Source organism: Arsenophonus symbiont of Ornithomya chloropus, from assembly GCF_964026495.1.
In the GTDB taxonomy this organism is placed as follows: Bacteria; Pseudomonadota; Gammaproteobacteria; order Enterobacterales; family Enterobacteriaceae; genus Arsenophonus.
Window position 1 is genome coordinate 23,463 of record NZ_OZ032148.1, and the last position, 12,585, is coordinate 36,047.

5 protein-coding genes, 5 tRNA genes and 3 rRNA genes are annotated in these 12,585 nt (G+C 31.5%); 12 read left to right on the forward strand and 1 reads right to left on the reverse strand.

The window, feature by feature from the left end:
* Positions 1 to 916 precede the first annotated feature (916 nt).
* The 7 genes from ABNS14_RS00095 (at position 917) to birA (ending at position 8,449) form a co-directional block, all read left to right on the forward strand.
* Positions 917 to 2,473: ribosomal RNA gene (locus ABNS14_RS00095) — 16S ribosomal RNA — on the forward strand.
* 59 nt (positions 2,474 to 2,532) lie between these two features.
* Positions 2,533 to 2,609: transfer RNA gene (locus tag ABNS14_RS00100), tRNA-Ile, on the forward strand.
* 69 nt (positions 2,610 to 2,678) lie between these two features.
* A tRNA-Ala gene (locus ABNS14_RS00105) sits at positions 2,679 to 2,754 on the forward strand.
* Positions 2,755 to 3,071: 317 nt separating this feature from the next.
* Positions 3,072 to 6,058 (forward strand): 23S ribosomal RNA (locus ABNS14_RS00110).
* Between the two features lie 98 nt (positions 6,059 to 6,156).
* Positions 6,157 to 6,276: ribosomal RNA gene (gene rrf, locus ABNS14_RS00115) — 5S ribosomal RNA — on the forward strand.
* The 16S, 23S and 5S rRNA genes sit together here with 2 tRNA genes alongside, the layout of an rRNA operon.
* Before the next feature lie 152 nt (positions 6,277 to 6,428).
* A complete protein-coding gene (murB, locus tag ABNS14_RS00120; RefSeq protein WP_348666359.1) occupies positions 6,429 to 7,469 on the forward strand; it encodes a UDP-N-acetylmuramate dehydrogenase in 1,041 nt (346 codons plus the stop codon).
* Entirely contained in the window at positions 7,469 to 8,449 is a 981-nt protein-coding gene (birA, locus tag ABNS14_RS00125; protein WP_348666360.1) for a bifunctional biotin--[acetyl-CoA-carboxylase] ligase/biotin operon repressor BirA, read from the forward strand. The genes murB and birA overlap by 1 nt, the downstream gene beginning before the upstream one ends.
* 22 nt (positions 8,450 to 8,471) lie before the next feature.
* Here the strand turns inward: birA and coaA are convergent, their stop codons facing one another.
* Complete coding sequence (gene coaA / locus ABNS14_RS00130) at positions 8,472 to 9,431, reverse strand: type I pantothenate kinase (RefSeq protein WP_348666361.1); 960 nt, start codon at positions 9,429 to 9,431, stop codon at positions 8,472 to 8,474.
* A 420-nt stretch (positions 9,432 to 9,851) separates the two neighbouring features.
* On the opposite strand from coaA, the gene ABNS14_RS00135 reads away from it, so the two are divergent.
* The 5 genes from ABNS14_RS00135 (at position 9,852) to rplC (ending at position 12,574) form a co-directional block, all read left to right on the forward strand.
* Positions 9,852 to 9,936: transfer RNA gene (locus ABNS14_RS00135), tRNA-Tyr, on the forward strand.
* A gap of 142 nt (positions 9,937 to 10,078) precedes the next feature.
* Positions 10,079 to 10,153 (forward strand) — tRNA-Gly (locus ABNS14_RS00140).
* A gap of 37 nt (positions 10,154 to 10,190) precedes the next feature.
* Positions 10,191 to 10,265 (forward strand) — tRNA-Thr (locus ABNS14_RS00145).
* Positions 10,266 to 11,577: 1,312 nt separating this feature from the next.
* Positions 11,578 to 11,889: a 30S ribosomal protein S10 gene (rpsJ, locus tag ABNS14_RS00150; RefSeq protein ID WP_064082472.1), complete on the forward strand. Its 312-nt coding sequence runs from the start codon at positions 11,578 to 11,580 to the stop codon at positions 11,887 to 11,889.
* A 55-nt stretch (positions 11,890 to 11,944) separates the two neighbouring features.
* A complete protein-coding gene (gene rplC, locus ABNS14_RS00155) occupies positions 11,945 to 12,574 on the forward strand; it encodes a 50S ribosomal protein L3 (protein ID WP_348666362.1) in 630 nt (209 codons plus the stop codon).
* Positions 12,575 to 12,585: the final 11 nt, after the last annotated feature.

Sequence of the window (12,585 nt, forward strand, 5' to 3'; positions counted from 1 at the left end):
GTTTTTTATTCTGCAATTGTGATAATTTTTATAAAAAATTATAATATTTTAATTTTTTGATTTGATTTAATAAGTAAATTATTAGATCATTCTTAATTATAAAAAAAATTATAGAATAATTGTAATGTTTTTTGATTTTTTAAATATTAAATTTTTATTATTATTTGTTTAAATCTGTCAAATTTTTGCAAAAATTAACAATTAATGATTAGTTAATTAATTATAAAAAATATGCTTATAACATTATATTAATAATATTCATTTTTTTTTAAAAAACATATGCTATTTTTTGTTTGTAGAATAAAAAATACATCTAATTTTATTAAAAATTTTACAAGTATAGACGATTTTTATAAGTATTGAAGACTATATAGTTGATACAATTTTTCTTTTTCTATAAAAAATTGTTAAAATATATTTTTCATATAATTTTTAATTTTATAAATTTTAATTGTTATAAAAATATTTAAAATATAAAAAATTTAAAATTCATTTAAAATTAATACAATTGATCATCATAATTATTTTTATTAATTTTAATTTGTGAATTTGTAAATATTTTCTTATTTTGGTAATTTGTTTAATATAACTATAATTTAGCTTTATTAAATTAAAAATTAAAGCTTAGATATAAAATGTTGGATTTTAAAAATATTTAATTAAATTTTTTATGTTCTTTATATTTAATTTTATATTTAATTTTTTGGTATTAAAATTAAATTATTAAGAAATTAAAATAACTACTTGACTTTATCATTTCAAAAAGTAAAATGATTATTTAAAATAGTAAAAACGCTCTTTAACAATTTAATCAGACAATCTATGTGGGCACTAACAAAAACATCAAAATAATAAAGTCTTAAAGAATAAAAAAACAAAATTTTTTGTATTTGATATTTTTTAAGCATCAAACTTTTAATTGAAGAGTTTGATCATGGCTCAGATTGAACGCTGGCGGCAGGCCTAACACATGCAAGTCGAGCGGCAGCGAAAAAAATAGAATTTCTATTTTTTTCAGCGAGCGGCGGACGGGTGAGTAAAATATGGGGATCTACCCTAAGGCGGGGGATAACTATTGGAAACGGTAGCTAATACCGCATAATCTCTTAGGAGTAAAGTGGGGGACCTCACATAAAACTGTGGCCTCACACCTTAGGATGAACCCATATGAGATTAGCTAGTAGGTGGAGTAAAGGTTCACCTAGGCAACGATCTCTAGCTGGTCTGAGAGGATGACCAGCCACACTGGGACTGAGACACGGCCCAGACTCCTACGGGAGGCAGCAGTGGGGAATATTGCACAATGGGCGAAAGCCTGATGCAGCCATGCCGCGTGTATGAAGAAGGCCTTCGGGTTGTAAAGTACTTTCAGTCGGGAGGAAGATATTAAAGTTAACATCTTTAATATTTGACGATACCGAAATAAGAAGCACCGGCTAACTCTGTGCCAGCAGCCGCGGTAATACGGAGGGTGCGAGCGTTAATCGGAATTACTGGGCGTAAAGGGCACGCAGGCGGTTAATTAAGTTGGATGTGAAATCCCCGGGCTTAACCTTGGAATGGCATTCAAAACTGATTAACTAGAGTTTTGTAGAGGGAGGTAGAATTCCATGTGTAGCGGTGAAATGTGTAGAGATATGGAGGAATACCAGTGGCGAAGGCGGCCTCCTGGACAAAAACTGACGCTCATGTGCGAAAGCGTGGGGAGCAAACAGGATTAGATACCCTGGTAGTCCATGCCGTAAACAATGTCGATTTGGAGGTTGCGGTCTTGAACTGTGGCTTCCGGAGCTAACGCGTTAAATCGACCGCCTGGGGAGTACGGCCGCAAGGTTAAAACTCAAATGAATTGACGGGGGCCCGCACAAGCGGTGGAGCATGTGGTTTAATTCGATGCAACGCGAAGAACCTTACCTACTCTTGACATCCAAAGTACTGAGCAGAAATGTTCGGGTGCCTTCGGGAACTTTGAGACAGGTGCTGCATGGCTGTCGTCAGCTCGTGTTGTGAAATGTTGGGTTAAGTCCCGCAACGAGCGCAACCCTTATCCTTTGTTGCCAGCGAATAAAGTCGGGAACTCAAAGGAGACTGCCGGTGATAAACCGGAGGAAGGTGGGGATGACGTCAAGTCATCATGGCCCTTACGAGTAGGGCTACACACGTGCTACAATAGCGTATACAAAGAGAAGCAAGCCTGTAAAGAGAAGCGGAACTCAAAAAGTACGTTTAAGTTCGGATTGGAGTCTGCAACTCGACTCCATAAAGTCGGAATCGCTAGTAATCGCGAATCAGCATGTCGCGGTGAATACGTTCCCGGGCCTTGTACACACCGCCCGTCACACCATGGAAGTGGGTTGCAAAAGAAGTAGGTAGCTTAACCTTCGGGATGGTGCTTACCACTTTGTGATTCATAACTGGGGTGAAGTCGTAACAAGGTAACCGTAGGGGAACCTGCGGTTGGATCACCTCCTTATCATTTAATAGATGAATTGTAAAGGTGCCCACATAGATTGTCTGATATTAAATATCATTAGGCTTGTAGCTCAGATGGTTAGAGCACACCCCTGATAAGGGTGAGGTCGGTGGTTCAAGTCCACTCAGGCCTACCATATTGATTGCATACTATAAATCTTAGCTAATTATTACAAAAAAGTATAATGATAAAATTAAGATAAAGAGGGGCTATAGCTCAGCTGGTAGAGCACCTGCTTTGCACGCAGGAGGTCAGCGGTTCAATCCCGCTTGGCTCCACCAAAGCATTTAACAAAGCATTTAAAAATATTTTAAATTTTTAATATATTGAAAGATTTTTTAGCAATCTTTTTTACTGTTTAGTAAAAGCTAAAAATCAGAAATATATGCTCTTTAACAATTTGAAAAAGCTAATTAACTAAAATTTATCATAATATTAAACTTTATTAAAATATTAAATATATGATAATTGCAAAACAAGACAAAGAAAAAAATGAAAAATAAAACTTGAGAAGTTTATAAGTTAATTTTTCGTAATTGAATTTTCATAAATTACCTTTATTTAGGTATATTTAGGTATAAACATCTTTGGGTTGTGAAGTTAAGCGAAGTAAGCGTATACGGTGAATGCCTAGGCAATCAGAGGCGATGAAGGACGTGCTAATCTGCGAAAAGCATCGGCAAGCTGATATGAGGCGTAATAACCGATGATTTCCGAATGGGGAAACCCAGTGTATTAATACACTATCGTTTTATGAATTCATAGTTTAACGAGGCAAACCAGGGGAATTGAAACATCTTAGTACCCTGAGGAAAAGAAATCAAAATGAGATTCCCTTAGTAGTGGCGAGCGAATGGGGAAAAGCCAAAAGTTAAAATCAATATTAACTTCAGGAGAATGATTTGGAAAAATCAGCGATAAAGGGTGATAGCCCCGTATCTAAAGTTGTTATTATTGTAAACTTTTAATAAGTAGGGCGGGACACGTGTTATCTTGTCTGAAGATGGGGGGACCATCCTCCAAGGCTAAATACTCCTGATTGACCGATAGTGAACTAGTACCGTGAGGGAAAGGTGAAAAGAACCCCGGCGAGGGGAGTGAAATAGAACCTGAAACCGTATACGTACAAGCAGTGGGAGCCCCACCACTAAGCTAAAATGTTTATATCATTTTATTATTAAATAAAATTTAATAAACCTCTAATTTTTGAGGAGGCTTAGTGGTGGGGTGACCGCGTACCTTTTGTATAATGGGTCAGCGACTTATATTCTGTAGCAAGGTTAACTGATTAAGGGAGCCGTAGGGAAACCGAGTCTTAACTGGGCGTTAAGTTGCAGGGTATAGACCCGAAACCCGGTGATCTAGCCATGGGCAGGTTGAAAGTTAGGTAACACTAATTGGAGGACCGAACCGACTAATGTTGAAAAATTAGCGGATGACTTGTGGCTAGGGGTGAAAGGCCAATCAAACCGGGAGATAGCTGGTTCTCCCCGAAAGCTATTTAGGTAGCGCCTCGTGGGTTCATCTTTGGGGGTAGAGCACTGTTTCGGCTAGGGGGTCATCCCGACTTACCAACCCGATGCAAACTACGAATACTAAAGAATGCGACCACGGGAGACACACGGCGGGTGATAATATCCGTCGTGAAGAGGGAAACAACCCAGACCGCCAGCTAAGGTCCCTAAGTTATGATTAAGTGGGAAACGAAGTGGAAAGGCTTAGATAGCCAGGATGTTGGCTTAGAAGCAGCCATCATTTAAAGAAAGCGTAATAGCTCACTGGTTGAGTCGGTCTGCGCGGAAGATGTAACGGGGCTAAATCATGCACCGAAGCTGCGGCAGCAATATTTTTTTTGCTGGGTAGGGGAGCGTTCTGTAAGCTGTAGAAGGTAGATTGAAAAGTCTATTGGAGGTATCAGAAGTGCGAATGCTGACATAAGTAACGATAAAGCAGGTGAAAAACCTGCTCGCCGAAAAACCAAGGGTTCCTGTCCAACGTTAATCGGGGCAGGGTAAGTCGACCCCTAAGGCGAGGCTGAAAAGCGTAGTCGATGGAAAACAGGTTAATATTCCTGTACTAAAATTGTTGCGAAGGGGGGGTGAAGAAGGTTAGGCTATCCGAGTGACGGTAATCTCGGTTTAAGCGTGTAGGTGAGTTATGCAGGAAAATCCACATAACTATAACATTGAGGCGTGATGACGAACTACTAAGGTAGTGAAGTAGTTGATACCCTGCTTACAAGAAAAGCCTCTAAGCGATAGGCAATTATTAATCGTACCCAAAACCGACACAGGTGGTTAAGTAGAGAATACTAAGGCGCTTGAGAGAACTCGGGTGAAGGAACTAGGCAAAATAGTGCCGTAACTTCGGGAGAAGGCACGCTGACATTAAGTAAAGAACCATGCGTTCTGAAGCTGAAGTCAGCCGCAGATAACAGCTGGCTGCAACTGTTTATTAAAAACACAGCACTGTGCAAACATGAAAGTGGACGTATACGGTGTGACGCCTGCCCGGTGCTGGAAGGTTAATTGATGGGGTAAGCTTTTTATAAAAGCAAAGCTCTTGATCGAAGCCCCAGTAAACGGCGGCCGTAACTATAACGGTCCTAAGGTAGCGAAATTCCTTGTCGGGTAAGTTCCGACCTGCACGAATGGCGTAATGATGGCCAGACTGTCTCCACCCGAGACTCAGTGAAATTGAATTCGCTGTGAAGATGCAGCGTACCCGCGGCAAGACGGAAAGACCCCGTGAACCTTTACTATAGCTTGACACTGAATATTGAATTTTAATGTGTAGAATAGGTGGGAGGCTATGAAGTATGAGCGTCAGCTCATGTGGAGCTAACAGTGAAATACCACCCTTTGAAGTTTGATGTTCTAACTTCAGTCCGTAATCCGGATTAAGAACAGTGTCTGGTGGGTAGTTTGACTGGGGCGGTCTCCTCCTAAAGTGTAACGGAGGAGCACAAAGGTTGGCTAATCACGGTCGGACATCGTGAGGTTAGTGTAAAGGCATAAGCCAGCTTAACTGCGAGCGTGACAACGCGAGCAGATACGAAAGTAGGTCTTAGTGATCCGGTGGTTCTGAATGGAAAGGCCATCGCTCAACGAATAAAAGGTACTCCGGGGATAACAGGCTGATACCGCCCAAGAGTTCATATCGACGGCGGCGTTTGGCACCTCGATGTCGGCTCATCACATCCTGGGGCTGTAGTAGGTCCCAAGGGTATGGCTGTTCGCCATTTAAAGTGGTACGCGAGCTGGGTTTAGAACGTCGTGAGACAGTTCGGTCCCTATCTGCCGTGGGCGAAGGAAGATTGAGAGGGGCTGCTCCTAGTACGAGAGGACCGGAGTGGACGCACCACTGGTGTTCAGGTTGTCATGCCAATGGCATTGCCTGGTAGCTAAGTGCGGGAAAGATAACCGCTGAAAGCATCTAAGCGGGAAACTTGCCTCAAGATTAGTCTTCCCTGACAAATAATTGTCCTATAAGGGGTGTTCGAGATCAGGACGTAGATAGGCTGGGTGTGTAAGCGTAGTGATACGTTCAGCTAACCAGTACTAATAACCCGAGAGGCTTAACTTCATAACACCAAAGATGTTTAAAAAGATTAGCTTTTATTGTTTTTTATAGTTTGCACTGTTTTTTATAGTAAAAATATAATAAAAAACACAAAAAATTTGTCTGGCAGTTTTAGCGCGGTGGTACCACCTGATATATTCCATTCCGAACTCAGAAGTGAAATGCCGTAGTGCCGATGGTAGTGTGGGGTTTCCTCATGTGAGAGTAGGGAACTGTCAGGCTTTTATTCAAAAAGCCACTCATTTAAAAATGAGTGGCTTTTTGAATATTTTTTTTATGTTTTTCATAAAACCATTTATTAATATAAAGTATTTTTTTATTGTTATAATTTTTAAAATATAAAAAAAACAATACAGATAATAGAGTGTTATATATGTATCATAAAATTTATAATAAATATAATAAAATATACAATACTTTTAATCTTGATGTGAAAGCTAAAGCAATATATTCAGCTTTTTCAATAGAAGAATTATTATTTTTATGGGGACGTGCAAAATCAAAAGGGTGGCCTGTTGTATTATTGGGAGAAGGAAGTAATGTTCTTTTTGTAAAAGATTTTCAAGGTGCAATAATTTTAAACAAAATTACTGCATTACATATAACGGAATCATCTCATGATTGGTTTATACACGTAGGAGCAGGAAATAATTGGCACGAATTAATCAAAAAACTTATTAAGCTTGGTATTTATGGATTAGAAAATATGGCTTTAATTCCTGGATCTGTAGGTGCAGCACCTATACAAAATATTGGAGCTTATGGAATTGAATTCAAAGATGTTTGTCATTATGTAAACATAATTGATTTGAATAATAAAAAAAAATATTGTTTAAATGTCAGTGAATGTCAATTCAGTTATAGAAATAGTATTTTAAAATATAAATCTCATAAAAATTTTGCAGTAATTTCCGTAGGATTAAAACTTAAGAAGTTATGGAAACCAATATTAACATACGGTGAATTAATTTCATTAGAAATAAGAAAAATTACACCAGAAAATATATTTAATATAATTTGCAATATTAGAAAACATAAATTACCTGATCCATTTGTAATTGGGAATGCAGGTAGTTTTTTTAAAAATCCAATTGTTTCTCAAATAATTGCAAATAAAATTAAGATTCTTTATCCTCAATGTCCCACATATCTTCAATTAGATGGAAAAGTAAAACTTTCTGCTGGGTGGCTTATTGATCAATGTAATCTTAAAGGTTATCAATGTGGTGGTGCAGCAGTAGATATACATCAAGCTGTAGTTTTAATTAATAAAAATAATGCAATTGGAACAGATATTATAAAATTAGCTAGTTATATTAGTAAAAACGTTATGAAAAAATTTGATATTATCTTAGAACCGGAAGTTCATTTTATTGATGCATACGGTAAAATAAATCCTATGGATGTTCTTTAATGAAAGATTTAGACATTTCTTTAGAACTTATAAAAATACTTTCTGATGGTAGTATTCATTTAGGTGATAACTTAATTCAAGTATTTGGTCTTACATTTGTTGATTTTAATAAACATATCAATATATTACGTAGATTAGGTGTTGAAGTGAATATCATTAATAATGATCTTTATCAGATTACTAAAAAAATAGATTTATTAGATTATAAAAAAATTTATAGTTTGGTTAAAAAAGGGAAAATTTTTGTAAAATCCGTTCTTAATTCCACTAATCAATATTTATTAGATTATTTAGATTATGTTGATCAATTGAAATCTGGTGATGCTTGTGTAGCAGAATATCAAATAGCTGGTAGGGGACGTTATGGTCGTAATTGGATTTCTCCCTTTGGATGTAATCTTTATTTATCATTATATTGGTATTTAGAAGATACTCGTACTTCTATAGTAGGATTAAGTTTGGTAGTCGCTATTGTCATAGCGGAAACTCTTAATCAATTAATTGGTAGTAATATAAAAGTAAAATGGCCTAATGATCTTTATCTTAATGAAAAAAAACTTGCTGGAATTTTAATTGAAATGAAGAGTAAAATTAGATATATGGTAGATATTATCATTGGTATTGGAATAAATATTTCTATGAGTCGTACTCATGGAAAAAAAATTAATCAAAATTGGATTAATCTTGAACGATCAGGAATAAAAATAGAAAAAAATATAATTGCTGGTAAACTTATTGTAGTTTTGCGTAATGAATTATTGATTTTTGAAAAATATGGTTTTGCTCCCTTTATTGAACGTTGGTTAGCTTTAGATAATTTTTTAGATAAAAAAGTAAAATTGAGAATTGGTAATCGTGATGAGATTGGTATTGTAAAAGGAGTTAATCAAAATGGGGCTATTTTATTAAAACAAAATGGTGAAATCTTTTCTTATTGTGGTGAAATTATTTCTTTAAGTTCAGGCGATAAATTTTATTAAAAAATAAATTGATTATACAAAATTATTTTTTCAATTGTATTTTTATAATAGAGTGATTATAACTTTTAGTTATAATAAGTTCTGCTTTTTCTTTTGTAGGTATAATATTTTTTTCTAAATTAATTTTATTAATTTTTTCCCATATGGCTTGAGCTATTTTTGTTATTTCTTTTTTGTTTAATCTTGAATAATTGTAAAAATAAGATTTTGAATTAGAGAATGCTTTTTGACAAAATCTTAAAAATCTTTTTATATACCACTTTCTTAATAAATTTTCTGGAGCATCAACATAAATTGAAAAATCAAGAAAATCTGAAACCAAAAGATGATTTGATTTATGTCGGCAATTTGTATTATTTTGTAAAATATTTAAACCTTCTAAAATAAGTACATCTGGTCGATGGATAATTTTTTTTTTATTTGGAATAATATCATAAACAAAATGTGAATATATTGGAGCTGTCACTTTTGTGATTCCTGATTTTATTTCAGTTATAAATTTTATTAATTTATGCATGTCATAAGATTGAGGAAATCCCTTTTTATGCATTAATCCTTTATCTTGCAGGGTTTTATTTGGATATAAAAAACTATCTGTTGTTATAAGTTCAACTCTATGATGTAGAGGTTCACTACTTAATAATTTTTTTAATAAATTAGCAGTTGTACTTTTTCCAACTGCAACACTTCCTACTATACCAATAACATAAGGTATTTTATTCATATTAGTAGTATCTGATGTTTTTTTTAAAAAACTCTTTTGATGTAAATTTAAACTTATATAAAAATTAAGTAGTTCTGTAATAGGAATATAAATTGTGTTGATTTCTTTCATTTGAATTTTATAATTTATTCCTTGAAATTGTAATGATTCTTTGTTTTTTTTTGAAAGTTGAATTGGGAGTGTTTTACAAAATATCATCCAATTTTCAGGATTAAATTCTAGATAAGTTTCTATTGAAAATTTTTCTTTTTTTTTCATAAGTCAATATATTTTATTGTTAAAAAATGTTTGTGATTATTTATAAAAAATAAAATTTTTAAGAATTTTTATATTTTAAATTTATTTTTATTATTTTTTATTTGATAATATTTAATTTTACATTAATTTTTTTTTATTATTTAAGATAATAAAAAATTATTTTATTTATTTAAAATAAAAAGTATTATCATAAATAATTTCATTATTTATAAATAATTTTTTCTAAATAAAAATAAAAAACATTATAAAATATAATAAAAATTATTTTAATTTTTGTATTGCAAATTATATTTTTTCTAATTAAAATAAAAAAACTAATATTATTTATATGTCATAAATAGTAATATTAATAAGCAACATTAATCTTTTTTAGGTTTCAGTTATTATATAAGTTTTATGTAAGATTAGATATTTTAAAATGGTGGGATTCCCGAGTGGTTAAAGGGAGCAGACTGTAAATCTGCCGTCATAGACTTCGAAGGTTCGAATCCTTCTCCCACCACCATTATAAACTTAATTGTTATTCATTGTAAATTTATATAAATTTACAATGAATAACAATTATAAATATGAATATATTATTAATTAATTGTAAAAAGTATAATATTTTAATTAATTAATTAAAATAAAAGTAAAAATTTATTTTTGCGGGTATCGTATAATGGTTATTATTTCAGCCTTCCAAGCTGATAATGCGGGTTCGATTCCCGCTGCCCGCTCCAGAAAATGTATAAAAATAATATTTTTCTAATATAATTTGCTGATATAGCTCAATAAGGTTAGAGCACATCCTTGGTAAGGATGAGGTCGGTGGTTCGAATCTGCCTATCAGCATCACATTTTTTTTAGAATTAAAAATTTTTAAAAATTAAACAAAAAATATTTTTTCTATATTTTTATATTGCTCTATTTTTTATATTTTTTATTTTTATACAACTTTAATAATTCTTATCTTAACAAAAAATTATTAATATATAAAAAACTATATAAAAATTATATTTTTTTAAAAAAAAGATTATTTTTGCAAGTTTTTATCAGAATTTTTATAATTTTTGTGAAAAATTTTATATTAATATTCGATTTTTTATATTGATAAAGACAAAATTATTTTAATGATATAAAAAACATATAGCTGTTTTTGTCATAAAAAATTTGATATTTAAACTAATGAAAGGAAGAATTAATCATTGATAAAAAAAGATAACAAAAAAATAATAAAATTAAAAATATAAAACATGTTTTTATAAAACATAAAAAATATTAATTATTTTTAATAAAAATTGTTGTTAATAAAATTTATTAAAAATACTAACAATAGTATTTATTTAGAATTTTATACTGATTTAATTAATAGATAGACATTAAAAATGAATTAAATAAATTAATAATAGATATGATAAAATCCAATATTATCTAATCACTTTTGATTTGCAAATAAAATATGTTATATAATTGTTAAAAATAAATATGTATTAAAAAATAATATATTATATTTGATGTTTTTTATGAAAATTTTATCAAAATTATTTGATAAACATATTATTTTATTAATTAATATGGATACAGTTTTTTGTTTTTTGATAAAATAATTAGTTCATTGATTAATTTTTTGGTTTAATAAATATTTTTACCTGTTATAATGAATGATAAATTTTATGAATCATGCAAATTTATAATGATGTAATTATAAAAAGTTTTGAATATAAAGAATATTATGGTTATTTTTGTATTTTTATGAATAAAAAGATAATTTTTTAATTTTAATTTTTATATAATGCAATTTACTTTTGTATCAGTATTTGAAATTTTAAAAAATATTAATCAATTTCTAAATTTTTAAAAAGTAAGTTCATAATATTTCTTATATTAATTTTTTTATGAATTTATTATTGGTAAATAATAAAATTTGATCTAAAATCTATAACTTGCTCTTATTTTGTAATTGCGTATAATAATTTTTGCTTTTATTTCAAAAAGTATATTTGTGAAAATTTATAAAAATTATCTATGACAGTTAAAACTGTATTTTAATAACCTCTGTTGTTTTTAAATAGGTTATTATAGTAATAATTCTACTTCTCTCCTATCAACTATAAATGGTTAATAGGAATAATTTTATATTGTGAATAGTTGGAGTTCTGGTCTTATGCAGAACCAAAGAATCCGTATTAGGTTAAAAGCTTTTGATCATCGTTTAATTGATCAATCCACTGTTGAAATTGTTGAAACTGCTAAAAGAACTGGTGCTCAAGTGCGTGGTCCAATCCCATTGCCTACACGTAAAGAACGTTTTACAGTTCTTATTTCACCTCATGTAAATAAAGATGCACGTGATCAGTATGAAATTCGTACTCATAAACGTTTAGTTGACATAGTAGAACCAACTGAAAAAACTGTTGATGCTCTGATGCGTTTAGATTTGGCGGCAGGTGTAGATGTACAAATTAGCTTAGGTTAAATTATCTTAAGTTGAAAAAAAGTTGTGCATAAAAGTAATTAAGAGGTTAAAACAAATGATTGGTTTAATCGGAAAAAAAATAGGAATGACACGTATTTTTAGTGAGAATGGTATCTCTATTCCTGTGACTGTTATCCAAATCGAAAATAATAGAGTAACTCAAATTAAAAGTTTAGAAAAAGAAGGTTATAATGCAATTCAAGTTACTACAGGTAATAAAAAAGCTAGTCGGTTAAAAAAACCCGAGGTTGGACATTTTGCTAAAGCTGGTGTTGAAGCCGGTAGAGTTTTACGTGAATTTAAAGTAAATTCAAGTGAAGAATTTGTTTTAGGTCAAACGATTACTATCGATTTTTTTTCTAATATGAAAAAAGTAGATGTTGTTGGTATTTCAAAAGGAAAAGGTTTTTCTGGAACAGTAAAACGTTGGAATTTTCATACTCAAGATGCTAGTCATGGTAATTCATTATCACATCGTGTTCCTGGTTCTATTGGTCAAAATCAAACTCCTGGTAAAGTATTTAAAGGTAAAAAAATGGCAGGTCAATTAGGTAATGAGCGTGTAACAATTCAAAGTTTATCTGTAATACGGATTGATTCTGCACGTAATTTATTATTAGTGAAAGGTGGTATTCCAGGTGCTATCGGTAGTAATGTCATTGTAAAAAAAGCAATTAAATCATAAATGTCTAGGAA